The organism is Modestobacter sp. SSW1-42, from assembly GCF_046635825.1.
Classification (GTDB): domain Bacteria; phylum Actinomycetota; class Actinomycetes; order Mycobacteriales; family Geodermatophilaceae; genus Modestobacter.
Genome location: NZ_JBISCA010000003.1, coordinates 316,504 through 342,907, shown reverse-complemented (window position 1 = coordinate 342,907; position 26,404 = coordinate 316,504). Strand labels below are relative to the sequence as shown.

General features: G+C 73.5%; 22 protein-coding genes and 1 pseudogene. 16 read left to right on the top strand and 7 right to left on the bottom strand.

The annotated features are described in order from the left end of the window. Positions 1–28 precede the first annotated feature (28 nt). Both mshC and ACGBYP_RS11875 read left to right on the top strand, forming a co-directional pair. On the top strand, positions 29–1,294 hold the full coding sequence (gene mshC, locus ACGBYP_RS11880) for a cysteine--1-D-myo-inosityl 2-amino-2-deoxy-alpha-D-glucopyranoside ligase (RefSeq protein ID WP_411584270.1): 1,266 nt from the start codon (positions 29–31) through the stop codon (positions 1,292–1,294). After that, positions 1,291–2,340: an HD domain-containing protein gene (locus tag ACGBYP_RS11875; RefSeq protein ID WP_411584268.1), complete on the top strand. Its 1,050-nt coding sequence runs from the start codon at positions 1,291–1,293 to the stop codon at positions 2,338–2,340. Before mshC ends, ACGBYP_RS11875 begins: the two co-directional genes overlap by 4 nt. 51 nt (positions 2,341–2,391) lie before the next feature. Here ACGBYP_RS11875 and ACGBYP_RS11870 read toward each other — a convergent pair whose 3' ends face one another. After that, on the bottom strand, positions 2,392–3,249 hold the full coding sequence (locus tag ACGBYP_RS11870; RefSeq protein WP_411584266.1) for a helix-turn-helix domain-containing protein: 858 nt from the start codon (positions 3,247–3,249) through the stop codon (positions 2,392–2,394). Between the two features lie 142 nt (positions 3,250–3,391). Between ACGBYP_RS11870 and ACGBYP_RS11865 the strand changes: the two genes are divergently transcribed. Beyond that, on the top strand, positions 3,392–4,132 hold the full coding sequence (locus ACGBYP_RS11865) for an SDR family oxidoreductase (protein WP_411584264.1): 741 nt from the start codon (positions 3,392–3,394) through the stop codon (positions 4,130–4,132). Positions 4,133–4,216: 84 nt separating this feature from the next. On the opposite strand, the gene ACGBYP_RS11860 is transcribed toward ACGBYP_RS11865, so the two are convergent. Then, the gene (locus ACGBYP_RS11860; protein ID WP_411584262.1) at positions 4,217–5,086 is read right to left on the bottom strand and encodes a PAC2 family protein; all 870 of its coding nucleotides are present in this window, start codon (positions 5,084–5,086) and stop codon (positions 4,217–4,219) included. Positions 5,087–5,298: 212 nt separating this feature from the next. On the opposite strand from ACGBYP_RS11860, the gene metH reads away from it, so the two are divergent. Next, a complete protein-coding gene (gene metH, locus ACGBYP_RS11855) occupies positions 5,299–9,108 on the top strand; it encodes a methionine synthase (RefSeq protein ID WP_411584260.1) in 3,810 nt (1,269 codons plus the stop codon). Between the two features lie 64 nt (positions 9,109–9,172). Here metH and ACGBYP_RS11850 read toward each other — a convergent pair. The 3 genes and pseudogenes from ACGBYP_RS11850 to ACGBYP_RS11840 all read right to left on the bottom strand — a co-directional run. Further along, positions 9,173–9,664 (bottom strand): annotated as a pseudogene (locus ACGBYP_RS11850) (GNAT family N-acetyltransferase); the annotation flags it as partial. Positions 9,665–9,736: 72 nt separating this feature from the next. Continuing rightward, entirely contained in the window at positions 9,737–11,155 is a 1,419-nt protein-coding gene (locus tag ACGBYP_RS11845; protein ID WP_411584258.1) for a copper resistance D family protein, read from the bottom strand. Further along, positions 11,152–11,763: a copper resistance protein CopC gene (locus tag ACGBYP_RS11840; RefSeq protein WP_411584256.1), complete on the bottom strand. Its 612-nt coding sequence runs from the start codon at positions 11,761–11,763 to the stop codon at positions 11,152–11,154. The genes ACGBYP_RS11845 and ACGBYP_RS11840 overlap by 4 nt, the downstream gene beginning before the upstream one ends. 294 nt (positions 11,764–12,057) lie before the next feature. Between ACGBYP_RS11840 and ACGBYP_RS11835 the strand changes: the two genes are divergently transcribed. The 4 genes from ACGBYP_RS11835 (at position 12,058) to ACGBYP_RS11820 (ending at position 15,283) form a co-directional block, all read left to right on the top strand. Further along, the gene (locus ACGBYP_RS11835) at positions 12,058–12,831 is read left to right on the top strand and encodes a hypothetical protein (protein WP_411584254.1); all 774 of its coding nucleotides are present in this window, start codon (positions 12,058–12,060) and stop codon (positions 12,829–12,831) included. A gap of 125 nt (positions 12,832–12,956) precedes the next feature. Beyond that, entirely contained in the window at positions 12,957–13,664 is a 708-nt protein-coding gene (locus ACGBYP_RS11830; RefSeq protein ID WP_411584252.1) for a class F sortase, read from the top strand. A 45-nt stretch (positions 13,665–13,709) separates the two neighbouring features. Further along, positions 13,710–14,426, top strand: coding sequence for an HAD family hydrolase (locus ACGBYP_RS11825; protein ID WP_411584250.1), 717 nt, complete (start codon positions 13,710–13,712; stop codon positions 14,424–14,426). A 104-nt stretch (positions 14,427–14,530) separates the two neighbouring features. Further along, positions 14,531–15,283 carry an SAM-dependent methyltransferase gene (locus ACGBYP_RS11820; protein ID WP_411584248.1) on the top strand — a complete coding sequence of 251 codons (753 nt, stop codon included), beginning with the start codon at positions 14,531–14,533 and terminating at the stop codon, positions 15,281–15,283. A gap of 25 nt (positions 15,284–15,308) precedes the next feature. Here the strand turns inward: ACGBYP_RS11820 and ACGBYP_RS11815 are convergent, their stop codons facing one another. After that, positions 15,309–16,268, bottom strand: a complete 960-nt coding sequence (locus ACGBYP_RS11815) for a RecB family exonuclease (RefSeq protein ID WP_411584246.1) — start codon at positions 16,266–16,268, stop codon at positions 15,309–15,311. A gap of 172 nt (positions 16,269–16,440) precedes the next feature. Here ACGBYP_RS11815 and ACGBYP_RS11810 point away from each other — a divergent pair, with 172 nt between their 5' ends. From ACGBYP_RS11810 to dop, 3 genes are all read left to right on the top strand, one after another. Continuing rightward, entirely contained in the window at positions 16,441–17,310 is an 870-nt protein-coding gene (locus ACGBYP_RS11810; RefSeq protein ID WP_411585225.1) for a tRNA (adenine-N1)-methyltransferase, read from the top strand. 152 nt (positions 17,311–17,462) lie between these two features. Further along, on the top strand, positions 17,463–19,241 hold the full coding sequence (arc, locus tag ACGBYP_RS11805; protein WP_411584244.1) for a proteasome ATPase: 1,779 nt from the start codon (positions 17,463–17,465) through the stop codon (positions 19,239–19,241). Between the two features lie 251 nt (positions 19,242–19,492). Continuing rightward, positions 19,493–20,998, top strand: coding sequence for a depupylase/deamidase Dop (gene dop / locus ACGBYP_RS11800; RefSeq protein ID WP_411584243.1), 1,506 nt, complete (start codon positions 19,493–19,495; stop codon positions 20,996–20,998). Here dop and ACGBYP_RS11795 read toward each other — a convergent pair. Beyond that, entirely contained in the window at positions 20,985–21,590 is a 606-nt protein-coding gene (locus ACGBYP_RS11795; protein ID WP_411584241.1) for a maleylpyruvate isomerase family mycothiol-dependent enzyme, read from the bottom strand. The genes dop and ACGBYP_RS11795 overlap by 14 nt on opposite strands. A gap of 510 nt (positions 21,591–22,100) precedes the next feature. Between ACGBYP_RS11795 and ACGBYP_RS11790 the strand changes: the two genes are divergently transcribed. From ACGBYP_RS11790 to pafA, 5 genes are all read left to right on the top strand, one after another. Next, positions 22,101–22,310, top strand: coding sequence for a ubiquitin-like protein Pup (locus ACGBYP_RS11790; RefSeq protein WP_411584239.1), 210 nt, complete (start codon positions 22,101–22,103; stop codon positions 22,308–22,310). 306 nt (positions 22,311–22,616) lie between these two features. Next, a complete protein-coding gene (locus ACGBYP_RS11785; protein ID WP_411584237.1) occupies positions 22,617–23,003 on the top strand; it encodes an endonuclease domain-containing protein in 387 nt (128 codons plus the stop codon). 170 nt (positions 23,004–23,173) lie between these two features. Then, a complete protein-coding gene (gene prcB / locus ACGBYP_RS11780; RefSeq protein ID WP_411584235.1) occupies positions 23,174–24,019 on the top strand; it encodes a proteasome subunit beta in 846 nt (281 codons plus the stop codon). Positions 24,020–24,022: 3 nt separating this feature from the next. Next, entirely contained in the window at positions 24,023–24,889 is an 867-nt protein-coding gene (gene prcA, locus ACGBYP_RS11775; protein WP_411584234.1) for a proteasome subunit alpha, read from the top strand. 59 nt (positions 24,890–24,948) lie between these two features. Then, complete coding sequence (gene pafA / locus ACGBYP_RS11770; protein ID WP_411584232.1) at positions 24,949–26,307, top strand: Pup--protein ligase; 1,359 nt, start codon at positions 24,949–24,951, stop codon at positions 26,305–26,307. The last annotated feature ends 97 nt before the right edge of the window (positions 26,308–26,404 follow it).

The window sequence follows — 26,404 nt, the reverse complement described above, 5'->3', positions numbered from 1 at the left end:
TGTCGGACAGCGGTTCTACGCTCGCCACGTGCACTCCTGGCCCGCCCCACTGATCCCGATGCTGCCCGGCTCCGGCCCGGCCCTGCGGCTGTACGACACCGCCCGCGGTGAGGTCGTCGAGGTCACCCCCGGCCGCACCGCGCGGATGTACGTCTGCGGGATCACCCCCTACGACGCCACCCACCTCGGGCACGCCGCCACCTACCTGGCCTTCGACCTGGTGAACCGGATCTGGCGCGACGCCCGGCACGCGGTCCACTACGTGCAGAACGTCACCGACGTCGACGACCCGCTGTTCGAGCGGGCCGACCGCGACGGCGAGGACTGGATCGTGCTGGGGATGCGCGAGACCGCGCTGTTCCGCGAGGACATGACCGCCCTGCGCGTCCTCCCGCCCGACGACTACGTCGGCGCGGTCGAGGCGATCCCGCAGATCGTGGTCAAGGTCGAGGAGCTGTGGGACGCCGGGCTGGCCTACTCCCTCGACGACGGCACCGGCGACCTCTACCACGACGTCGCGCAGGCGCCGGGATTCGGCAGCGAGTCCGGGTACGACGAGCCCACCATGCTGCGGCTGTCGGCCGAGCGGGGCGGCGACCCCGACCGGCCGGGCAAGCGCAACCGGCTGGACCCGCTGCTGTGGCGCGGGGCCCGCGAGGGCGAGCCGTCCTGGCCCGGCCCGCGCGGCGTCGCCGGCCGCCCCGGCTGGCACATCGAGTGCGCGGCGATCGCGCTGGACACCATCGGCATGGGCTTCGACGTCCAGGGCGGTGGCAGCGACCTGGTCTTCCCGCACCACGAGTACTCCGCCGTCCACGCCGAGGCGCTCACGGCCACCAAGCCCTTCGCCCGGGCCTACGTGCACGCGGCGATGATCGGCCTGGACGGCGAGAAGATGAGCAAGAGCCGGGGCAACCTGGTGTTCGTCTCCCGGCTGCGCGGTGAGGGCGTGGACCCGATGGCGATCCGGCTCGCGCTGCTGTCCGGGCACTACCGCACCGACCGCGCCTGGACCCTCGATCTGCTCACCGCCGCGGAGAAGCGGCTGTCGGCCTGGCAGCGGGCGGTGGCCCTGCCGCTGGGCGCCCCGGCCGGGCCGGTGCTGATCACGGTGCGCGAGCGGCTGGCCGACGACCTGGACACCCCCGGTGCCATCGCCGCCGTCGACGCCTGGGCGCAGGCCACCCTGGCCGGCGCCGGGTCGACCGACGTGCCCGACGACTGGGACGAGCAGTCACCCACGGTCGTCGGCGACCTGGTCGACGCCCTCCTCGGGGTCGTGCTCTCGGCATGAGCACGCCCGCGTCCCCGTTCCGGCTGGCCGATCGGCGTGCCCGCGAGGCCGCCGAGGAGCTGCTGGCGCCGGGCGCGGCCCGGTCGGTGCACACCCGCGGGCGCGCCCGGCCGGAGCCGGAGGACGAGCTGCGCACCGCCTACGAGCGGGACCGGGACCGGATCCTGCACGCCAAGGCCTTCCGCCGGCTCAAGCACAAGACGCAGGTGTTCCTCAATCCCGACGGCGACCACTTCGTCACCCGCCTCACCCACACGCTGCAGGTCACCCAGGTGGCCCGGTCGCTGGCCGCGGCGCTGTCGCTGAACGAGACGCTGGCCGAGGCGATCGCGCTGGGCCACGACCTGGGCCACTCGCCGTTCGGGCACATCGGCGAGGCCGCGCTGGAGCCCTACGTCGCCGGCGGCTGGCACCACGCCGCGCAGGGCGTGCGCATCGTGGAGGTGCTTGAGGACCTCAACCTCACCTGGGAGGTCCGCGACGGGATCCGGGCGCACAGCTGGAAGATCACCCCGCCGCCGACGACCCGGGAGGCGCAGTGCGTGCGGTTCGCCGACCGGATCGGCTACCTCTCCCACGACGCGCTGGACGCCGTCCGCGCCGGGGTGCTGTCCGTCGGTGACCTGCCGGCCAGCACCCGCCGGGTCTTCGGTGCACCGGGCAGCGCGATGGTCGGGGCGATGATCTCCGCGGTCGTCGAGGGCAGCCTGTCCCCGGACAACACCACCGGCGCGGTGGTCATGGCACCGGAGGCGCTGGCGGCGATGGCCGAGCTGCGGGCCTTCATGTTCGAGCACGTCTACGAGTCCGAGACCGCTGCGGGGCAGAAGCAGATGGCGATCGGCGTCATCCGCCGGCTGGTCGACCACCACCTGGCCCACCCCGAGCTGATCCCGGCGACCTACCGGGACACCGAGGCCGACCTGCTCACCCAGGTCGTCGACCACGTCACCGGCATGACCGACCGGTTCGCCCTGGCCACCCACGACCGGCTCTTCGACGACACCGCCTCGGTCCGGATGCGCCCGCTGCTCGTCACCCCCTGAGCCCGGCCGCCGAGCCGGGTCGGCCGGTCACCGAGATCGGGTGCACCGATGTCACCCCCGCTCGGAGGCACCGTCCAGCCCGAGGTGGTCCCCGGACGGCGTGGTGAGCGCGGCCAGCAGCTGCAGCTTCTCCGCGCTCTCGCTGCCGGTGTCGGCGTAGTAGAGGACCAGCGTCACGTCCTCGACGGGCAGCTTGTCCCGGTGCAGGTGCAGCGCCCCGACCACCGGGTGGTGGACGTCGGTGGTGCCGCCGCGCAGCCGGGAGACGTCGTGCCGCGCCCACAGACCGCGGAAGCGGGCGCTGGCCAGGGACAGCTCACCGACCAGCTCCACGACCCGCGGGTCGTCCACGGCGTCGTCGACCGAGCGGCGGAACGACCCGACGAACTCCGCGGTGGCCGTCTCCCAGTCGGTGTGGAAGTCGCGCTCGCCGGGGTCCAGCAACAGCGAGCGCAGCCGGTTCTCACCCGGCCGCACCCGGGGGTTGAGCGCCGTCGCGAGCGGGTTGGCCGCCAGCACGTCGAACGCCCGCCCCTCGACGAACGCCGGGACGTCGACGGCGGCCAGCAGGTGGGTGAGCCGTGCCGGGACAGTCTCGGCTCTCCGGCGCGGGCGGGTCCGGCGCCGCGGCCCGGCGAGCTCGAGCAGGTAGCGGTGCTCGACCTCGTCCAGCTGCGGCACGCGGGCGAGCGCGGTGAGCACCTGCTCGGAGGGGTTGCGGTCCCGCCCGCGCTCCAGCCGCAGGTAGTAGTCGGCGCTGATCCCGGCCAGCAGCGCGACCTCCTCCCGCCGCAGCCCGGCCACCCGGCGGTGCAGGCCCGGCGGGATGCCGGCCTGCTCGGGGGTGACCAGGGCGCGCCGGGCGGTCAGGTAGGCGCCCAGCCGGTTGCTGTCCTCGTCGCGGTCCATCGCCGCGACCGTAGCCCCGGGCCGGTGGGGGAGAGGGGGTCCTGCCACTCCCCGGACCCGCCGGGCATCTCCACCGCCGGGCAGCCGGGGACAGCGTGGTCGGCGGTGCCCCGGACCTCCCGGGGACCGTGAGGAGGTCACCATGCAGATCAGCCAGCGCACCGTGCTCGTCGTCGGCGGCACGTCCGGGATCGGGCGGGGCCTGGCCCAGCGGTTCGCCGACGCCGGCAGCACCGTCGTCGTCGGGGGCAGGCACCCGCAGCCGGTGGAGGGGATGGACACCGTCGCCGTCGACGTCACCGACCCCGCCTCGGTGCTCCGTGCCCGCGACGAGGTGCTCGCCGCGCACCCCGACCTCGACGTCGTCGTCACGATGTCCGGTGTCATGCTCACCGAGGACCTCCGGGACCCCGCGCACATCACCGCCACCGAGACGACGATCGCCACGAACCTGCTCGGCACCATCCGGGTCGTGGACGCCTTCACCCCGCACCTGCTGGCCCGCGGCGCCGGGACGGTGCTCACCGTCAGCTCCGGGATCGCGTTCCTGCCCTTCCCGCTGATGCCCAGCTACGCGGCGTCCAAGGCCGGGGTGCACGCCTACACCGAGGCGCTGCGGGCCCAGCTGGCCGGCACCGGCGTGGAGGTGGCCGAGATCGTGCCGCCCGCCGTCGCCACCGCCGGGCAGGAGCGGGTCAACCCCGCGGCCCTGCCGCTGGCCGGCTACCTCGACGAGGTGATGGCCCTGCTGGCGGAGGACCCGACACCGCAGGAGGTGCTCGTCGAGGGCGTGCGCATGCACCGCTTCGCCGAGCGCGACGGCACCTACGCCGACCTCGTCGCCCGCCGCTCGCAGTCGTTGGCCACCCTGCCCGGCCGCTGAGGCGGCAGAGGCTGCAGACGGGAACGGGCTGGTGGCGGCCGTCCCCCAGGACGACCACCACCAGCCCGTCGGGCCCGCAATCGGCTAGCTGGCGCCGCCGGTGCTGCCGCGGCGGCGCAGGTACCGCTCGAACTCGCGGGCGATCTGGTCGCCGTTGGCCTGGGAGAGGTCGGTGGCGGTGGCGCGCTCCTCCAGCGAGCGCACGTACTCCACGACCTCGTCGTCCTCCTGGGCCATCTCGTCGACCGTGGTCACCCACTCGTCGGCCTGCTGCGGCAGCGCGCCCAGCGGCACGGTGAGCTCCAGGACCTCCTCGACCCGGGTCAGCAGGGCGATGGTGGCCCGCGGCGAGGGCGGCTGGGAGACGTAGTGCGGCACCGCGGCCCAGAAGCTCACCGACGGCAGGCCCGACTGCACGCACGCGTCGGCGAAGACGCCGAGGATGCCGGTGGGCCCCTCGTAGCGGGAGGTCTCCACGCCCCACTTGCGGGCGGACTCGGCGTCGTAGGCCGAGCCGCTGACCGGTGTCGGGCGGGTGTGCGGGGTGTCGGCCAGCAGCGCCCCGAGGGCGACGACGGTCGTGACGCCCAGCTCCTGGCACAGTTCGATCAGCTCGTCGCAGAAGCTGCGCCAGCGCATGTTCGGCTCGATGCCGCGGATGAGGACGACGTGCCGGTCGCTGCCCGGGGGCTTGGCGACCGAGATGCGGGTGGTCGGCCACTCGAGGCGGCGGGTGACGCCGTCGACGAGGGAGACGGTGGGCCGGTTGACCTGGAAGTCGTAGTAGTCCTCGGGGTCCAGCGCGGCGAGCGGGGTGGCGTCCCAGATGAGCTCCAGGTGCTCCACGGCACCCGTGGCGGCGTCCCCGGCGTCGTTCCACCCCTCGAACGCCACCACGACCACGGGGTCGTCCAGCTCGGGCAGGTCGTCTGCGTCGGACTTCGGATCGATCACCTGTCGAGCCTACGTCGATCCCGCCACCGGGTCCGGCTCCCGGCGGCCCGGCCAGGGACACCGGGACGTCGTCCGGCAACGGGCTGGACGGAAGTGGGACGATCGGGGAGTTGTTCGAGGACGACGCGGCGCTGCTGCCCGTCGGCGTTGCCAGGGCCCTGGCGCCGGACGCCCGTGATCCCGTGCCCGATCGACGACCCGAGGACGCACCCGTGCCCCAGTTCCCCGCGCCCACCCCCGCCGAGCTGCGACCCGACGCCACCGCGGCGCTGACCGCCGCCATGCGCGAGCGGGTCCTGGTCCTCGACGGCGCGATGGGCACGGCGATCCAGCGCGACCGGCCCGACGAGGCCGGCTACCGCGGCGAGCGGTTCGCCGACTGGCCCAGCGACGTCCAGGGCAACAACGACCTGCTCAGCATCACCGCCCCGCAGGTCATCAGCGGCATCCACCGCGAGTACCTCGACGCCGGCGCGGACCTGCTGGAGACCAACACCTTCAACGCCACCCGCATCTCGCTGGCCGACTACGGGATGGCGGAGCTGGCCTACGAGCTGAACCTGGCCTCGGCCCGGCTCGCCCGCGCCGCGGCCGACGCGGCCAGCACGCCGGAGAAGCCGCGCTACGTCGTCGGCGCGATCGGCCCGACCAGCCGGACGGCGTCCATCTCGCCCGACGTCAACGACCCCGGCGCCCGCAACGTCACCTACGACGAGCTCGTCGAGGCCTACCTGGAGCAGGCCAACGGCCTGGTCGACGGCGGGTCCGACGTGCTGCTGGTCGAGACGATCTTCGACACCCTCAACGCCAAGGCCGCGATCTTCGCGCTGGAGACGCTGTTCGAGGAGCGCGGCCGCCGCTGGCCGGTGATGATCTCCGGCACCATCACCGACGCGTCGGGCCGCACGCTGTCGGGGCAGGTCACCGAGGCGTTCTGGCACTCGGTGCGGCACGTGCGCCCGCTGCTGGTCGGGCTCAACTGCGCCCTGGGCGCCAAGGAGATGCGGCCCTACATCGCCGAGCTGGCGCGGGTCGCCGACACGTTCGTGTCCTGCTACCCCAACGCCGGGCTGCCCAACGCCTTCGGTGAGTACGACGAGTCGCCGGAGGAGACCGCCGCGATCATCGGCGAGTTCGCCGCGTCCGGGTTCGTCAACCTCGTCGGCGGCTGCTGCGGCACGACGCCGGCGCACATCGCGGCGATCGCCGCCGCCGTGGCCGGCACCGCCCCGCGCACGCCCGCACAGGTCGCCCCGGCGCTGCGGCTGTCGGGCCTGGAGCCGCTGACCGTCACCGAGGACTCGCTGTTCGTCAACGTCGGCGAGCGCACGAACATCACCGGCTCGGCGCGCTTCCGCAACCTGATCAAGGCCGGCGACTACCCGGCGGCCCTCGCGGTGGCCCGCCAGCAGGTCGAGGCCGGCGCGCAGGTCATCGACGTCAACATGGACGAGGGGATGATCGACGGGGTCGCGGCCATGGACCGCTTCACCAAGCTCATCGCCACCGAGCCCGACATCTGCCGGGTCCCCACGATGATCGACTCCTCCAAGTGGGAGGTCATCGAGGCCGGCCTCAAGTGCGTGCAGGGCAAGGCGATCGTCAACTCGATCTCGCTGAAGAACGGCGAGGAGGAGTTCGTCGCCCAGGCCCGGCTGTGCCGCAAGTACGGCGCCGCGGTCGTGGTCATGGCCTTCGACGAGGACGGCCAGGCCGACTCGCTGCAGCGGCGCACGCAGATCTGCCGGCGGGCCTACGACATCCTCACCGAGCAGGTCGGCTTCCCGGCCGAGGACGTCATCTTCGACCCCAACGTCTTCGCCGTGGCCACCGGCATCGAGGAGCACGCGACCTACGGGCTGGACTTCATCGAGGCCACCCGCTGGATCAAGGCGAACCTGCCCGGCGCGCTGGTCTCCGGTGGCGTCTCCAACGTCTCGTTCTCCTTCCGCGGCAACAACAAGGTGCGCGAGGCGATCCACGCGGTCTTCCTGTTCCACGCCATCGCGGCCGGGATGGACATGGGCATCGTCAACGCCGGCGCCCTGGAGGTCTACGACGAGGTCCCGGAGCTGCTGCGCGAGCGCATCGAGGACGTCGTCCTGAACCGGCGCCCGGACTCCACCGAGCGGCTGCTGGAGATCGCCGGGGACTTCGCCGGCGACGGCGCCGCCCGCGAGGTGGCCACCGAGGAGTGGCGGTCGCTGCCGGTCGGCGAGCGCATCACCCACGCCCTGGTCAAGGGCATCGACGAGTTCGTGGAGACCGACACCGAGGAGCTGCGCCAGGACATCAGCGCGCGCGGCGGCCGGCCCATCGAGGTCATCGAGGGCCCGCTGATGGCCGGGATGAACGTGGTCGGTGACCTGTTCGGCGCCGGCAAGATGTTCCTGCCCCAGGTGGTCAAGAGCGCCCGGGTGATGAAGAAGGCCGTCGCGCACCTGATCCCCTACATCGAGGCGGAGAAGCAGCCCGGGGACGCCGAGCGCAGCAACGGCAAGGTCGTCATGGCCACCGTGAAGGGCGACGTCCACGACATCGGCAAGAACATCGTCGGCGTCGTCCTGCAGTGCAACAACTACGACGTCGTCGACCTGGGCGTGATGGTGCCGGCGCAGAAGATCCTCGACGCCGCCAAGGCCGAGGGCGCCGACGTCATCGGGCTGTCCGGGCTGATCACCCCGTCGCTGGACGAGATGGTCAACCTCGCCTCGGAGATGGAGCGGCAGGGCTTCACCATCCCGCTGCTCATCGGCGGGGCGACCACCTCGCGCGCGCACACCGCGGTCAAGGTCGCCCAGAAGTACTCCGGCCCGGTCATCTGGGTCAAGGACGCCTCCCGCTCGGTGCCGGTCGTCGCCGCGCTGCTCTCGGACGAGCAGCGCCCGGGCCTGCTGGCCGCCACCGACGCCGAGTACGCCACGCTGCGGGAGCGGCACGCGGCCCGCACCGACACCCGCAAGCTGCTGCCGCTGGCCGAGGCCCGTGCCGCGGCGACCCCGCTGGACTGGACCGACTACCGGCCGCCGCGCCCGCGGATGCTGCTGCAGCAGAGCCGCGACGTGTGCGCCGGGCCGGTCTGCGACCACCCGGCCGGGCACGCCACCCAGTTCGTGAAGACCTTCGCCGACTACCCGCTGGCCGAGCTGCGGGAGTACATCGACTGGCAGCCGTTCTTCAACGCCTGGGAGATGCGCGGCCGGTTCCCCGACATCCTGCACAACCCGACCACCGGCGAGGCCGCCCGCCGGCTCTACGCCGACGCGCAGGCGATGCTCGACCAGCTCATCGCCGAGCGGTGGCTGCGCGCGTCGGGGGTGTTCGGGCTGTTCCCGGCCAACCAGGTCGGCTCCGACGACATCGAGGTCTACACCGACGAGACCCGCACCGCGGTGCGCGCCACGCTGCACCAGCTGCGCCAGCAGACCGAGGGCCGCGACGGCTCACCCCGCAAGTCGCTGGCCGACTTCGTCGCGCCCCGGGAGACCGGGCTGCCCGACCACGTCGGCGCCTTCGCCGTCACCGCCGGCCTCGGCTCGGCCGAGCGGGTGGCGCAGTACAAGAAGGACAACGACGACTACGACGCGATCCTGCTGGAGTCGCTGGCCGACCGGCTGGCCGAGGCCTTCGCCGAACGGATGCACGAGCGGGTGCGCACCGAGTTCTGGGGCTACGCCCCCGACGAGGAGCTGGACGCCGACGGGCTGATCGCGGAGAGGTACGCCGGCATCCGGCCCGCGCCGGGCTACCCGGCCTGCCCCGAGCACACCGAGAAGCAGACGATCTGGGACCTGCTCGACGTCCAGGACAACACGGGGATCGAGCTGACCGAGAGCATGGCCATGTGGCCGGGTGCCGCGGTCAGCGGCCTGTACTTCTCCCACCCGCAGTCCCGGTACTTCGTCCTGGGCCGGGTCGGCCGCGACCAGGTCGAGGACTACGCCCGCCGCAAGGGCTGGACCGTCGCCGAGGCCGAGCGCTGGCTGTCACCCAACCTGGGCTACCGCACCGAGGACGAATGAAGGACCCCGGTGCCCCCTACCACGAGCAAGCTCGCGGCGGGGCCCTGCACCGGGGCCGGGCGGGTCACGCGCCGGGGACGGAGTCGGAGCGGAGGAGCCCCATCAGCACGACGTCCTCGTAGGCACCCCGGACTAAGGCGTGCTCACGGAGCCGGCCCCCGACCACGAACCCGACCTTCTCGTCGGCGCGGATCGCGCCGGTGTTCGACGCGATCGCCTGCAGGTGCACCCGGCGCAGGTCCCACCGCCGGAAGCCGAACTCCACGAGCTGGTTGATGGCCGAGGCCCCGATGCCGCGGCCCCGGGCCTCGGGCAGCAGGCTGATCCCCACCTCGGCGTGGCGGGCGTACCCGTCGAGCCCGGACAGTGCCGCGCTGCCGACCGCTGCACCGTCGACGTCGACCGCGAAGGTGGTGCCGCTCTCGGCGGGGTCGCCGTCGGCGGTCCGGGCCAGCCGCGCCTCGAACCGCTCCCGGGTCAGCGGGGCCGGGACCCCGGCAGTCCGTTCCTCCCAGGTCTCCAGCTCTGCGGCGATGCGGAACAGGACCTCCAGGTCGTCCGTGGTCGCAGCGTCACGACCATGATCGGCACGCTGGAGGGTGGCCTGTGCTCTCCCGGGACCCGGTCGCTACTCGACGACGAGGACGTCTGCGTAGGACGTCGAGTGGCGGCTGGTGAACGGGTGCTCGCCGGGCTGGGCGGGAGCCGGGAAGGTCATCAGCGAGCCGGCGGGGACGGTGACGTCGAAGGAGCCGTCGTCGGCGGTGAGGCTGACCTCCCGGTCGCTGCCGTTGAACACGGTGACCCGCGACCCGGCCGCGACCGGGTGGGCGACGTGGAAGCGGGTGTCGTCCACGAGCACGCCGACGGTGAGCGGGCCGTGGTCGTGACCGGCCATCGGGTCCGGGGCGGTCGCCGGGGTCGCGGTGCCCGCCGGGGCGCCCGGGGCCGCGTCGGCCGGCACGGTGGCCGCGGTCGGCGGCGCGGCGGCCGGGGGAGGGGACGAGCTCAGCGCCACGGCCAGGGCGACGGTGCCCAGCATGACGAACACCTCGACGACGGCGAAGCGACGGAAGGCGCCGGGCCGCCCGGCCCGCAGCTGCGGCACGGTGCGCCGGCGGTGTTGCCAGCCCAGGACAGTGAGGACGGCGAGACCGAGCGTCTTGCCCAGCAGCAGCCAGCCGTAGCCGGTGCCCAGGGCGTCGACCACGGCGCCGGGACCACCGAGGACCACCGAGGCGGCGACCAGCCCGGTGAGCCCGGTGGCCAGCAGGCACAGCAGCGCCAGGCGGCTGAACCGGCCCGCCGCGGTGGTCAGCTGCTCGTCGTGGCGGCCGAACACCAGCAGGGCGACGAGGCCGCCGATCCACAGGCTCGCCCCGACGACGTGCACGGCCAGGGTCGTGACGGCGAGCAGGTGGTCCTCGGCGGCCGAGGAGTGCCCGGTGAGCACGGCCGGCACCACCACCGCGGCGAGCGCGCCGACCAGCAGCGCACCGGCGCCGAGCACGCCGCAGCAGCGACGCGCCCCCGCGGCGACGGCGACGGTCAGCGCCGCGACGATCAGGACGGCGTGCCCCGCGCCGGTGTCCAGCGCGAAGACCCGGACCGCGGACCACGGCACCGATGCCGGTGAGCGCCCGACCAGCCGGCAGACGGTGAGGAACGCGCCCAGCGCGGTCGCGGCCGCCCACAGCAGCGCCCAGGCCGACGCAGCACGCACGGCCCGGCGCGCAGCCGGCGCCAGCGCACCCGCCCGGCCGGGCAGCAGGACGGCGGCGAAGAGCAGCGCACCGATGGTGCCGATCGCGGCGATCCGGCCGATGAGCGTGACGACGGCGGCGCCCTGCTCGACCAGCGGGCCGGCGTCGCTGAGCCCGTCGGGCACGGCCTCGTCGGCGCCGCCCACGGCCAGGCCGCCGAGCAGCACGAGCACGAGGGCGGCCCCGGCGGCGAGCCAGGCGACGGTCCGACGGGTGGTCCGGTCGGTCACCGGCGCAGGCGGCTGCGCCTGGCGCAGCGGCGAGGCCGGCGCGGTGGTGCTCATGCCCGCCTGCGCAGCCGGACGGCGACGAGCGCACCGATGCCGGCCAGCGCCAGGACCGCGGCCACCAGCCAGCCGGTGGGCAGACCGCCGTCCGCGGGCCGGTCGGCCGACGCCGGCTGCGGGTCACCCGCGATCGCCGTCCCGGGGTCGGCCCTCGCGGCAGGTGTCGTGGGCGCGGCGGCGGCCGGGTCGGCGGCCGCGACGGTGAAGACGAAGCTGCCGGTGAGCGCGTGCCCGTCGGAGGAGGTGCTGCGCCACTCGACGCCGTACTCACCGGCCGGCAGCGACGCCGCGAGCGCCTGGACGACGGTCGTGCCGCGGATCTCGGCGGGGCCGGTGGACACCGGGGCGCCGTCCGGGCCGGTCACGAGGACCTCGGTGCCCAGCGGCAGTTGCTCCGCGGTGAAGTCCAGTTCCACCGTCGCCGGGGCGGTGGTCAGGAGCTCGGTGTTGAGCGGGACGGTGCCGACCAGCCCGTCGTGCGCCTGGGCCGGGAAGGTGCCGGCACCGACGAACGCCGCGGCCAGCACGACGACCAGCAACGACTGCCACCGGCGCGGGCCGGCGGGGGTCCGGCGACGGGGCGGCAGCGCTCGCGGGGTGGTCATGGCAGGTGTTCGTAGACGACCGGACTTCCGGTTCGGCCGGGGTCCTCGGCGGGGGTCGCACAGCGCGATCTCAGTCAGCACTGAACCGATCCACCACCTCGCTGCGAAGACGGTGCAGTCGGCGCGGCAGCGGGAGATCCGCTGGGGGGACCTGTCGGCGGTCCGGACGACCGGACCAGTTCCACGGCGGGCGCACCGGCGCGCCCACCGACGATGAGGGCGAGCGGCGACCACCCGCCGTCCGCTGCACCGCCCGGGAGGGCGTGGCAGCACTCCGAGAACGAGGAGCACACCATGCGCAAGGCATACGCACTCCCGACCCTGGCGATCGCCGCGGCGTTCCCGCTGCTGACCATGACCGCCGCCTCTGCCCACGAGGGCGCGCACAGCTACCAGGCCAGCCTCGGCTCGGTGAACACCTCCGGCGTCACCGGCACCGGCATGGTCACCCTCGACGGCAACTCCGCGACGGTGATGATCGAGGCCAAGGGCCTCACGGCCGGCGCGCCGCACGCCCAGCACTTCCACATCGGCGCCATGGGCACCTGCCCCACCAACGACCTCGCCGACGACGCGGACAAGGACGGCTTCGTCAGCGTCACCGAGGCCGCCAAGTACTACGGCGCCATCGGCACCTCGCTGACCACCTCGGGTGACACCAGCCCGGAGAGCGGCCTGGCCGTCGACCGCTTCCCGACCGCCGACAACGGCACGATCAGCTACGAGCGCACCTTCGAGGTCACCGACGACGTCCACAAGGCGTTCGAGGACGGCACCGCCGTGCTGGTCCTGCATGGTGCGGACAAGGACAGCTCCGGCACCTACGACGGTGACGTCAAGAGCGACCTCGACCCGTCGCTGCCCATGGAGGCCACCATCCCCGTCGCCTGTGGCGGTCTGGAGGTCGCCCAGATGGGTGCCGCGCCGGTCGGTGGCGCGGAGACCGGTGCCGGTGCCACCGCCGGCACCGAGAACACCACGGCCGTGGGCGTCGGTGCCCTGGCCGCCGTCGGTGCCGTCGCCGCCGGTGCCGTCGCCTACCGCCGTCGTCAGGCCGACCAGGCCTGATCCGGTTCGGACCAGGCCGACCAGGCCTGGTCCGGCTCGGGCCGCGCGGGGAGACCTCCCCGCGCGGCCCGTCTCCCTCTTCTCCGCACGATCCAGCCCGACCCCCCCCACCCAGGAGGACCACCGTGAGCGAGCAGACCGGCCGCCGGCCGAGTTCCCGTACGTGGACGCTGCTGGCGGTGGCGCTGGCCGTCGTGGCCCTCGTCGCCGTGGTCATCGTGGTCACCGGGCAGCAGAAGGCACCCCAGCCCGCGGTGAGCGCCGACCCGGGCGTGACGTCGTCGGCGCCGGCACCGTCGTCCGCGGCGCCGTCCCCGGTCGCCCCGGCTGCTCCGCCGGCCGAGGCCACCACGGCCCCGGTCGAGCAGGTCGCCCAGCCGGTGTCGGTGAGCGTGCCGGCCATCGGGGTGACCAGCGACCTGCTGCGGCTGGGCCTCAACGACGACGGGACCGTCCAGGTGCCGCCGCTGGGGCCCGACGACCAGGTCGGCTGGTACGAGCGCGGCCCCGCACCCGGCGCCGTCGGCCCGGCCCTGCTGCTCGGGCACGTCGACTCGGCCGCGGCCGGACCGGGCGTCTTCTTCGAGCTCGGTGCGGTGCAGGCCGGGGACGAGGTCGAGGTGACCCGCGCCGACGGGACGGTCGCCGTCTTCGCCGTCGACCGCGTCGAGGTCCACCCCAAGGACGACTTCCCGACCATCGAGGTCTACGGCAACACCCCCGATGCCCAGCTCCGCCTGATCACCTGCGGTGGTGCCTTCGACTCGGCGGCCCGCAGCTACGAGGACAACGTCATCGTGTTCGCGACGATGACCGGCACCCGCGCGGCCTGAGTCGACCGGCGGGACGCCGGGTGGCCGGTCCCTAGACTGCCCAGCGTGACGTCGACCTCCGCCGCTGCCCCGTCTGATTCGTTACAGCGACTGCAAGCGGTGCTGTTCGACATGGACGGGACGCTGGTGGAGACCGAGGACCTCTGGGGCGAGGCGATGTACGCCCTGGCCGCACGACGGGGCGGCACGCTGTCCGCCGAGGCCCGGGAACGCACCGCCGGGACGTCGATGCTCGCAAGCATGCAGATCATCTACGCCGACCTGGGGCTGGACCCGGCCGCGCAGGACATCGACGCGGACGCCCGCTGGATCGAGGACGAGACCGCCGCGCTGATGACCAGCCGGGGCATGCCGTGGCGGCCCGGCGCCCGCGACCTGCTCGTCGCCGTCCGTGCCGCCGGGCTGCGCAGCGCGCTGGTGACGACCACGCCCCGGCGGGTGGCCACCCTCGTGCTCGATCGGATCGCCGCCGAGCTGGGCGAGGACCTCTTCGACGTCACCGTCTGCGGCGACGAGGCCGGGTTGCGCAAGCCGGACCCCGCGCCCTATCTGAAGGCCATGGCCGACCTGGGGGTCGACCCCGGGTCGAGCCTCGTGGTCGAGGACTCCGAGGTCGGGACGACGGCCGGCCTGGCCGCCGGGGTCGCCGTCCTCGGCGTGCCGTTGGTACAGCGACTGCAACCACAGCCCGGACTGACCCTGCGCCCGTCGCTGCAGGGCCTGACCGTCGAGGACCTGGACGCGATGGTCGCCAGCTCCTGACCGCGACGGTGGCGCCGGCCCGGTGGGGAGGGCGCTGCGCCTCCGCGCCCGTCGGGCACCGGAACCCGGTCGCCCGCGGCCGGCCCGGCTGACAGCGTGGGGGCATGGACCGTTCCGCGATCACCCACGCGCACCACCCCATCGCCGCGCCGGTGTCCCCGGAGAGCCTGCGGGCGCTGCTCGACCGGGTCACCGTGCCCCCCGGTGGCCGGGTGGTCGACCTGGGCTGTGGTCACGGGGTGTGGCTGACCGAGCTGCTCGCCCGACGTCCCTCGACCACCGGTGTGGGCGTCGACCTGGACCTGCCGGACGACGCCGGCGTGGCCGCGGCCGCCCGGGGCCTGGGCGGGCGGGTGCGCTGGGAGCAGGCCGACGCGACCGGCTGGACCGGCGGCACGTTCGACGTCGTGCTGTGCGTCGGCGCCACCCACGCCTTCGGCGGGCTGGACGGCACGTTGACCGCGGCCCGCCGGCACCTGCGCCTGGGCGGCCAGCTGCTCCTGGGCGACGGCATCTGGGAGGGCCCGCCCTCCGCGGCGGCCCAGGAGGTGCTCGGCGACTGGCCGGGCGGGCTGACGGACCTGCCCGGGTTCCTCGACCGTGCCCGCGCATACGGGTTCGAGCCCGGCTACGGGCACGTCAGCACGCTGGGGGAGTGGGACGAGTACGAGTTCTCCTGGACCGGCTCCCTCGTCGCCTGGGCGCTGCAGGACACCGGCCCCGGTCCGGAGCGGGACGAGGCGCTGGCGGCCGCCCGTGACCACCGCGAGGCCTGGGTGCGGGGCTGGCGGCGGGAGCTGGGCTTCGTCACCGTCCTCCTGCACGACCTCGGTCCGGACGCGGGACCGCAGGACTGAGCGCCGGCGGCCCCGCCGCCGGACCTCAGACGGGCGTGACGGCCAGGGTGGTGCGCCAGCCGGCGGCTGCGGCGGCCTCGGCGGGGAACGGCGGCGGCGTGCCGCCGAACGCCGGGCACAGCGCCTGGTGGTCGCACCAGCTGCACAGCTTGCTCTTGTTGGCCCGGAAGTCGCCGGTGGCCACGGCCCGCTCGATCGCCGACCAGATCGCCTGCAGCGTGCGCTCGAAGCGCAGCAGCTCCGCCTCGTCGGGGGAGTAGGTCAGCGCGTCGCCGTCCTTGAGGTAGAGCAGCTTGAGCTGGGCGGCGACCACGCCCCGGGTGCGCCACAGCACCAGGGCGTAGAACTTCATCTGGAACAGCGCCTTGCCCTCGAATGCCTCGCGCGGCATGCCGCCGGTCTTGTAGTCGACCACCCGCAGCGCGCCGGTGGGCGCGACGTCGAGCCGGTCGACGTACCCGCGCAGCAACAGCCCGTCGGGCAGGGTGACCTCGACCAGCTCCTCCCGGCCCGCGGGCTGGATGCGGGTCGGGTCCTCCAGGCGGAAGTAGGTCTCGACCAGCTCCCCGGCCGAGGCCAGCCACGCCTCGAGGGTGTCCTTCTCCTTGGGCGGCTCGGCGCCCTCGGGCAGCGCGAACATCTCGGCGACGCCGGGCTCCTCGCGCAGCTCGGCCCAGGCCGGCTCGACCAGCGTCTGCGCCGCGGCGACGGTGCGCTCGGCCGGCGGGAGGTCGTAGAGCTTCTCCAGCACCGCGTGCACCAGGGTGCCGCGCACGGCGGCCCGGGACTTCTTCTCCGGCAGCCGGTCGATGGTGCGGAAGCGGTAGAGCAGCGGGCAGGACTTGAAGTCCGCGGCGCGGGAGGGCGACAGCGAGGGACGCCGCGGGGCGGTGTCGGCAGCCGTCGCGCGCGCGTCCGCGCTCGCCGCCGTCGCCCCCGCCGGGAGGGTCTCCAGGGACTGGTCGGTCGCCAGGGTCGCCGTCATGGGTCCGAGGTTAGGTCGGGGGGCCGACAGTTCCGCGTGTCCGCCCCGGCGGCCCGGCGTTTCGTCGTCCGTACCCTCCTCGTACGTGAGCGACGAGACCGAGCACCCGCAGGACACCCCCGACCGGACCCCGACCACGAGCGAGGTGCTGGCCGACGTCCCGCTGGAGCCGGTGGTCGTCGAGGGCGACCCGGTGCCCGCCACCCCGGCCGAGCCGGTCGAGGGCGCGTTCGTCGTCGGTGACCGCGTGCAGCTCACCGACCCCAAGGGCCGGCACCACACCGTCGTCCTGGAGCCGGGCAAGGAGTTCCACACCCACCGCGGCGCCATCGCCCACGACGACCTCATCGGCGCGCCCGAGGGCTCGGTCGTGCACTCCACGGCCAACACCGGCTACCTCGCGCTGCGCCCGCTGCTGGCCGACTTCGTGCTCTCCATGCCGCGCGGCGCGCAGGTCATCTACCCCAAGGACGCCGCCCAGATCGTCGGCTTCGGCGACATCGGCCCCGGCATGCGGGTGCTCGAGGCCGGCGCGGGCTCCGGCGCGCTGAGCTGCTCGCTGCTGCGCGCGGTCGGCGAGCACGGCACCCTCACCAGCTACGAGCGCCGGGAGGACTTCGCCGACGTCGCCCGCGGCAACGTCGGCGCCTTCTTCGGCGAGGTGCCGGCCAACTGGTCGCTGCGGCTGGGCGACCTGGACCAGCACCCGGCCACCGAGACCGTCGACCGCGTCGTGCTGGACATGCTCGAGCCGTGGGCGGTCCTGCCCACCGTGGCCGCCGCGCTGCGGCCCGGCGGCGTCCTGGTCGGGTACGTGGCCACCACCACCCAGCTGTCGGTCTACGTCGAGGCGCTGCGCGCCCAGGGGCTGTGGACCGAGCCCTACGCCTGGGAGACGCTGCTGCGCCCCTGGCACAGCGAGGGCCTCTCGGTGCGCCCGGAGCACCGGATGGTCGCCCACACCGCCTTCCTGGTCACCGCCCGGCGGCTCGCCGAGGGGGCCGTGGCGCCCATGCGGCAGCGCCGCAAGAAGCTCCCCTGACCCCGGCGGGAGCGCCCGCACGTGTCCGGTGGACGACGCCGGGACCCGCCGCGCGCGGCTGTTCTCCAACGGCGGCACGGTCGGTCCCGGCGTGTATAGATTGGCCGCAGAGCTTGCTCCGATGCTCCCCCCGATGTGTGTGGAGGTGCGCCATGGCCCTGGGTCCCGACGAGTTCCGTGCGCGGCGTGAGCGTGACGTCGCATCACTGGTCAGCCAGATCTCCTACCTCGAGGAGGAGATCGGCCTGCTGCGGCGCAAGGTGTCCGACAGCCCGCGCCAGGTGCGCGCGCTGGAGGAGCGGCTGGCCGAGGCGGAGGCCCGCGCGGCCTTCCTCTCCGAGCGCAACGACAAGCTGGCCGGCACGCTGCGCGAGGCGCGCGACCAGCTGGTGTCGCTGAAGGAGGAGGTCGAGCGGCTGGCCCAGCCGCCGTCGGGCTACGGCGTCTTCCTCGACCGCTGCGACGACGGCACGGTCGACGTGTTCACCGGCGGTCGCAAGCTGCGGGTCGCGGTCTCCCCGGAGGTCGCGGTCGACGAGCTGCAGCACGGCCAGGAGGTCGTGCTCAACGAGGCGATGAACGTCGTGGCCGCCCGCGGCTTCGAGCGGGCCGGTGACGTCGTGCTGCTCAAGGAGCTGCTCGAGCCGGTGCCGGGCATCCCGCGGCGCGCGCTGGTCATCGGCCACACCGACGAGGAGCGCGTGGTCTGGCTGGCCGACTCCCTGGAGGGCCAGCCGCTGCGCAGCGGCGACTCGCTGCTGCTGGAGTCCCGTTCGGGCTACGTGTACGAGCGGATCCCCAAGAGCGAGGTCGAGGAGCTGGTCCTCGAAGAGGTCCCCGACATCGACTACACCGACATCGGGGGCCTGTCCCGGCAGATCGAGCAGATCCGGGACGCCGTGGAGCTGCCGTTCCTGCACGCGGACCTGTTCCGCGAGTACGAGCTGCGCCCGCCCAAGGGCATCCTGCTGTACGGCCCGCCCGGCTGCGGGAAGACGCTGATCGCCAAGGCGGTGGCCAACTCGCTGGCCAAGAAGGTCGCCGAGCTCAACGGCGACTCCGACCGCAGCCAGGGGAAGTCGTTCTTCCTCAACATCAAGGGCCCCGAGCTGCTCAACAAGTACGTGGGCGAGACCGAGCGGCACATCCGCCTGGTCTTCCAGCGGGCACGGGAGAAGGCCAGCGAGGGCACGCCGGTCATCGTCTTCTTCGACGAGATGGACTCGATCTTCCGCACCCGCGGGTCCGGCGTCTCCTCCGACGTGGAGAGCACGATCGTGCCCCAGCTGCTCAGCGAGATCGACGGCGTGGAGGGGCTGGAGAACGTCATCGTCATCGGCGCCTCCAACCGCGAGGACATGATCGACCCGGCGATCCTGCGCCCGGGCCGGCTCGACGTGAAGATCAAGATCGAGCGGCCCGACGCCGAGGCGGCGCGGGACATCTTCAGCAAGTACCTGACGACGACGCTGCCCATCCACTCCGACGACCTGGCCGAGCACGGCGGCAGCCGCGAGGCGACCATCGCCGGGATGATCCAGAGCACGGTCGAGCGGATGTACACCGAGTCGGAGGAGAACCGCTTCCTGGAGGTCACCTACGCCAACGGTGACAAGGAGGTCCTGTACTTCAAGGACTTCAACTCCGGCGCCATGCTGCAGAACATCGTCGACCGGGCGAAGAAGATGGCGATCAAGGACCGCCTGGAGACCGGGGTGGGTGGGCTGCGGGTCGGGCACCTGATGGCCGCCTGCGTCGATGAGTTCAAGGAGAACGAGGACCTCCCGAACACCACCAACCCCGACGACTGGGCGCGGATCTCGGGCAAGAAGGGCGAGCGGATCGTCTACATCCGCACGCTCATCAGCGGCAAGGGCGCCGAGAGCGGCCGCGCCATCGACACCGCGACCAACACCGGGCAGTACCTGTAGCGACGCGCGCCGTCCCGCCGGCCGGCCCCTGCTGCACCCGCGGCAGGGGCCGGCCGCCGTCCGTCGCCCGGTGCCCGGTGCCCGGTGCCCGGGGCCCGGCGCCCGGCGCCCGCAGACGGTGATCAGGTGACCTGATCACCGTCTGTCCTCCCTCAGCAGTGTTGGTGCAGGGGGACAGTCGTTGCTGCAGGGGGAGGGCCGGTCGTCGTCCGTCCACCGGGCCGCCACCGGGCCCGCCTAACCTGAGCCGCATGAGCGTGCGACGGGTGATGGGCACCGAGCTCGAGTACGGGATCTCCGTGCCGGGCCAGCCGGGGGCGAACCCGACGAACCTGTCCAGCCAGGTGGTGAACGCCTGGGCCGTGGCCGGCGCCCCGACCCGGCGCCGGCCCCGGTGGGACTTCGAGGAGGAGTCGCCGCTGCGCGACGCCCGCGGCTTCGACCTGTCGCCGGCCACCGCGCTGGACCACAACGACATCGAGGACGACGCCGGGATGGCCAACGTCATCCTCACCAACGGCGCCCGGCTGTACGTCGACCACGCCCACCCGGAGTACTCGACGCCGGAGTGCACCAACCCGCGCGACATCGTGCTGTGGGACAAGGCCGGGGAGCTGGTGATGGCCGAGGCGGCCCGCCGGGCGGCGCGGGTGCCCGGCAGCCAGCCCATCCAGCTGTACAAGAACAACACCGACGGCAAGGGCGCCTCCTACGGCGCGCACGAGAACTACCTGATGAGCCGGCGGACGCCGTTCATCGACATCATCCGCGGGCTGATCCCGTTCTTCGTGACCCGCCAGGTGTTCGCCGGCGCGGGCCGGGTCGGCATCGGCACCGAGGGTCGGGTCGACGGGTTCCAGCTCTCGCAGCGCGCCGACTTCTTCGAGGTCGAGGTGGGCCTGGAGACCACCCTCAAGCGGCCAATCATCAACACCCGCGACGAGCCGCACGCCAACCCCGACGAGTACCGCCGGCTGCACGTGATCATCGGCGACGCCAACCTGGCCGAGCTGTCCACCTACCTCAAGGTCGGGACGACGGCGCTCGTGCTGGCGATGATCGAGGCGCGGGCCCTGACGCAGGACCTGACCATCGAGCAGCCGGTCGAGGCGCTGCAGGCGACCAGCCACGACCCCACGCTGACCCACCGGGTGCGGCTGCGGGACGGCCGCCGGCTCACCGCGCTGGAGGTGCAGCAGGAGTACCTGGCGCAGGCCCGGGCGTTCGTGGCCGCCCGCGGCGACGACGACCCGATGACCGCCGACGTCCTGGCCCGCTGGGGCGAGGTGCTCGACGAGCTGGCGATCGACCCGATGCGGCTGGCCGACCGGCTGGACTGGCCGGCCAAGCTCCGGCTGCTCGAGGGCTACCGGCAGCGCGACGGGCTGAGCTGGGGCGATGCCCGGCTGAAGCTGGTCGACCTGCAGTACTCCGACGTGCGGCCGGAGAAGGGGCTGTACCACCGGCTGGTGGCGCGCGGGTCGATGCAGCGGCTGCTCACCGACGAGGAGGTCACCGCGGCGATGACCACCCCGCCGTCGGACACCCGCGCCTTCTTCCGCGGCGAGTGCCTGCGGCGCTACCCGGCGCAGGTGGCCGCGGCGTCGTGGGACTCGGTCGTGTTCGACGTCGGCCGTGACGCGCTGGTGCGCATCCCGACCATGGAGCCGCTGCGCGGCACCCGGGAGCACGTGGGCGCCCTGTTCGACGCCACCTCCACCGCCGCCGAGCTCGTGGACACGATCACCGGGCGCTGAGCCGGGGGAGGGCCCGGCCGTCGGGGAGCGTGCGCCCGGCCAGCAGCGCGACCAGCCGGCCGCTGCCGGCCCGGACGGGCTCGCCCTCGCCGGCGGCCCAGCCGGTGTCGGTGGCCTCCAGCCGGACACCGGTGGGGTCGACACCGAAGACGCGGCCGTCGACCAGCAGGTCGAGGACGGCGGCCACCGCCGCAGCCGGTGCGGTCGGCGGCGCGTCGAGGGCGACGGTGACGTCCAGGGAGTGGACGACGGCGTGGGTGAGTGCCCCGGTCGCGCCACCGCCCGGGGGCAGCCAGCCGTGCAGCTGCGGTGAGCGGAGCGCGGCCAGCAGGCCGGGCGCGGGCAGGTCGCCGTCCCGGGCGGCCACCGTGTTCGACAGGACGCCGAAGTCCCCGCGGGCGGCAGCCATCTCGGCGCCGAACTGCTCGGGGGACAGGCGGGCGGGCATGGTCACGTGCGCCACGAGGTGCCGCACCTGCCAACCGGTGCAGAGCGTGGTGGCGTTCCAGGTCGCGGCGGGCCCGGCGGCCAGCAGGTCGGCGAGGCCGTCGTAGGTGCGCGCCACCCAGGGCTGGACGTCGAGCTCGGTCATCGGGTGCCTCTCGTCGGGGTCGGGCCGTCATGGGGAGGACGGCGCTCGGTGCAGGATCTCATCGCCTCGAGCGCTGACCGACCGTTATGCCCAACACGGACCGCCGATGGCAGGAAGGAAGACCAAGCACCGATCGAGGGGGGACGACACCGGGGGCGTCCGGCAGTCGTCCGCGTGGACCTGCACCGGCAGTGCGACCGCGGTGCCGTCCCGCTGAGGGGGAGCCCGGAGCTGACCGCGCACTCGACGTCCTCCAGGGCCGGTGGGGACGGTCGTGCCCGACGCCGAGGTGCGGACCACCACTGGGAAGGCGTCGCCGCAGGGCGGTCGGGAGCCCTGCGGGGAGTCGCCGACCCGGTGCCGGGCTCGGGGGTGGGGACCGGGCGGCCGCTGGGCGGTGGAGTACCAGGACCGTGGGGGTGGGAGCCGTCCATGGAACCGCAGCGGACTGTCACATGCCGCGGGTAGCTTCGCCTCGAGAGGGACCCACACCAGACACCGGAGGGTGAGATGGCCACGAGGGACACCGGCGGGCAGCAGCGGTCCACGCGTTCGCGCGAGGAGACCGAGGAGGTGGAGGCCTCGGTCGACACCGAGGTCTCCGAGCGCACCAAGGAAGTGACCGACGACGTCGACTCACTTCTCGACGAGATCGACGGGGTGCTGGAGGAGAATGCAGAGGAGTTCGTGAAATCGTACGTGCAGAAGGGCGGAGAGTGACCGCCTGACTGCGCAGCGTAGTCACGTGAAGCGCTGTCCCGAATGTGACGTCGAGCAGCCAGTCGAGGCGTTCGGCAGGGACAAGGCCCTGCCGGACGGGCTCTCGTCCTACTGCCTGGACTGCAACCGGCGACGCAACAGCGAGTGGTACCGCCGGTCCCGAGCAGCGATGGGCAAGGCGGTCCGCGACCACTCGTGGATCCCGGACGGGTTCCGCTGGTGCCCGCGATGCCGCCAGGCCGTCGCGCACGATGACTTCTCCCGGAACGGCTCGTCGTCCTCCGGTTTCGGGAGTGCCTGCCTCCGGTGCCATCGCGAGGCCGGCAACGAGGCGTACTGGAAGCGGCGGTACGGCCTGACCCGGGCAGAGGTCGCCGTGATGCGCGACGCGCAGGGCGATGCGTGCGCCATCTGCGGGGCTCCAGTCCCGAGCATCTCGACCACGACCACGACACCGGACGTGTCCGCGCGCTGTTGTGCCAGCGCTGCAACCACGGGCTGGGTCTCTTCCGGGACGACTCGGCGTTCCTCCGGGCTGCGGCGGACTACGTCGACGACCACCGCGAGGACGCCCTCGTCGCCGCGGCCACCGGTCCCGGATCGGCGGCGGGGCGGCGTGTCCGCGGCCCGGCCCGTCCTCGACCGGAGAGTCCGGCGATGGCTCGTGGACGGGCTCTGTTCAGGCTCGGGTGAGCGGTGGGCTGGGCGCGCCCCGGGCGGTGAGCCTGCCGGCTCAAACGCCCTGTGGTGGACGTGCGCCCGTACGGCACGCCGGTAGGGTCGCATCGACGTCCGGCGGTGCTCCGCCGGGCGAGCCTGTGCAGTCGAGGCCGTGCACTCCTGGCGGCGAGAGAGGTGGATGGGTGACCGACGCGTCAACGGGCCGGAGCGGCTTCACGCCCGCCTATCTGGACCGGGTGGGCTCCTCGTTCACCGACTTCCTGGGCTCCAGTGCCCCCGACCTCCTGCCCGGGCGCCGCGCGCTGCCCGCTGTCCCGGTCGGCGAGCTCGCCCCGCACGCCACCACCATCGTCGCCGCCACCTTCGCCGGCGGCGTCCTGATGGGCGGTGACCGGCGGGCGACCATGGGCAACCTGATCTCCAGCCGCGACATCGAGAAGGTCTACGCCGCCGACTCCTGGTCGGTCATCGGCATCGCCGGGGCCGCCGGCATCGCCATCGAGATGGTCCGGCTGTACCAGGTGGAGCTCGAGCACTACGAGAAGATCGAGGGGATGACCATGTCCCTCGACGGCAAGGCCAACCGCCTCGCCGCGATGATCCGGGGCAACCTGGGTGCGGCCATGCAGGGCCTGGCCGTCGTCCCGCTGTTCGCCGGCTACGACCTGGACGCCGCCGAGGGCACCAGCCCGGGCCGCATCTTCAGCTACGACGTCACCGGCGGGAACTACGAGGAGCGCGGCTACGCCTCGGTCGGCTCCGGCTCGCTGTTCGCGAAGAACTCGCTGAAGAAGACCTGGCGCCCGGGCCTGGACGCCGACGCCGCCACCCGCACGGTCGTCGAGTCCCTTTACGACGCCGCCGACGACGACTCCGCCACCGGCGGCCCCGACCCGGTGCGCCGGCTGTACCCGATCGTCTACCGCGTCGACGCCGAGGGCGCCGTCCGGCTGACCGACGACCAGGTCGCCGCCGTCGCCGACGCGGTCATCGCCGAGCGGTCCGCCAGCCAGAGCCGGGAGGGCTGACCCATGACCATGCCGTACTACGCCTCCGCCGAGCAGGTCATGCGTGACCGCTCCGAGTACGCCCGCAAGGGCATCTCCCGGGGCCGCAGCGTCGCCGTCCTCACCTACGCCGACGGTGTCCTGTTCATCGCCGAGAACCCCAGCTCCACCCTGCACAAGGTCAGCGAGCTCTACGACCGGATCGGCTTCGCCGCCGTCGGCCGGTACTCGGAGTTCGAGAGCCTGCGTGTGGCCGGCATCCGGCTGGCCGACGTCCGCGGCTACTCCTACAACCGGCGCGACGTCACCGGCCGGGTCATCGCCAACGCCTATGCGCAGACCCTCGGTGCGGTCTTCACCGAGCAGATGAAGCCCTACGAGGTCGAGCTCTGCGTCGCCGAGGTCGGCGACACCCCCGCGGCCGACCAGCTCTACCGGCTCACCTTCGACGGCTCGATCGTCGACGAGCCGCAGTTCGTGGTCATGGGCGGGCAGGCCGAGGCGGTCACCGGCCACCTGCGCCAGCACTTCACCCCCGGCATGGGCCTCGCCCAGGCGTTGCAGGTCGGCGTCCGGGCGCTGTCGGCGGTCAGCCCGGTCACCGCGGCCAACGGCGGTGGCCACGAGCAGCTGCCCGCCGAGCAGCTCGAGGTCGCCGTCCTCGACCGGCGCCGCCCCAAGCGCACCTTCCGCCGGGTCGTCGGCGCCGCCCTCACCGGGCTGCTGACCGACCAGCCCGCGCCCGCCGACCCGGCCACCGCCGAGGCCACCCACGCGCCCAGCGCACCGGCCCCGGGCACCCCGCCCGGCCTCGGCGACCCGACGGCGGTCGACACCGCCGGCGGCGACCCGGCGCCCGGGCAGCAGGACGACGGCACCCCGCAGCAGTGAGCGGCGCGGCGCGCCCGGCACCCGAGCCGAGCGCGCCGCGGACGCCTAGGCTCGGTGGGGTGGAACGACGGATCTTCGGCATCGAGACCGAGTACGGCGTCACGTGCACCTTCGGTGGCCAGCGCCGGCTCTCCCCGGACGAGGTGGCCCGCTACCTCTTCCGCCGCGTCGTCTCCTGGGGGCGCAGCTCCAACGTCTTCCTGCGGAACGGCTCCCGGCTCTACCTCGACGTCGGCAGCCACCCCGAGTACGCCACCGCCGAGTGTGACGACGTCACCGAGCTCGTCGTCCACGACAAGGCCGGCGAGCGGATCCTCGAGGGTCTGCTGATCGACGCCGAGCAGCGCCTCAACGAGGAGGGCGTGTCCGGCGACATCTACCTGTTCAAGAACAACACCGACTCCGCGGGCAACAGCTACGGCTGCCACGAGAACTACCTGGTGGGCCGGCAGGGCGAGTTCAGCCGGCTCGCCGACGTCCTCATCCCGTTCCTGGTCAGCCGGCAGATCGTCGTCGGCGCGGGCAAGGTGCTGCAGACCCCGCGCGGCGCCGTCTACTGCGTCAGCCAGCGCGCCGAGCACATCTGGGAGGGCGTCTCCAGCGCCACCACCCGCTCCCGGCCGATCATCAACACCCGCGACGAGCCGCACGCCGACGCCGAGCGCTACCGCCGGCTGCACGTGATCGTCGGTGACTCGAACATGAGCGAGACGACCACCCTGCTCAAGGTCACCATCACCGACCTGGTGCTGCGGATGATCGAGCAGGGCCTGCCCGTGCGCGACATGACCCTGGAGAACCCGATCCGGGCCATCCGCGAGATCAGCCACGACCTCACCGGACGGCGCAAGGTGCGGCTGGCCAACGGCCGGGAGATGTCGGCGCTGGAGATCCAGCAGGAGTACCACGACCGGGCGGTGGAGTTCGTCGACCGCGAGGGCTACGGCCCGGTGCACCGGCAGATGCTCGAGCTGTGGGGCCGCACCCTCAAGGCCGTCGACACCGGCGACCTCTCGCTCATCGACCGCGAGGTCGACTGGGCCATCAAGCACTCGCTGATCGAGCGCTACCGGGCCAAGCGGGACCTGCCGCTGTCCAGCCCGCGGGTCGCCCAGCTCGACCTCGCCTACCACGACATCCGGCGCGACCGCGGCCTGTACTACCTGCTGCAGAACGCCGGCCAGGTCGAGCGGGTCGCCCACGACCCGGCGATCTTCGAGGCCAAGAACGTGCCCCCGCAGACCACCCGGGCCAAGCTGCGTGGCGACTTCATCCGCCGGGCCCAGGAGAAGCGGCGCGACTTCACCGTCGACTGGGTGCACCTGAAGCTCAACGACCAGGCGCAGCGCACCGTGCTGTGCAAGGACCCGTTCAAGTCCGTCGACGAGCGCGTGGAGAAGCTGATCTCCAGCATGTGAGGGTCCGGGGAACCGGTGGCCGTGGCGGGCGTTACCGGCGAGACCATCGACGCCGAGGGCGGCTTCCCCCGCTGGGCCTGACCCGCGTCGCACGCCG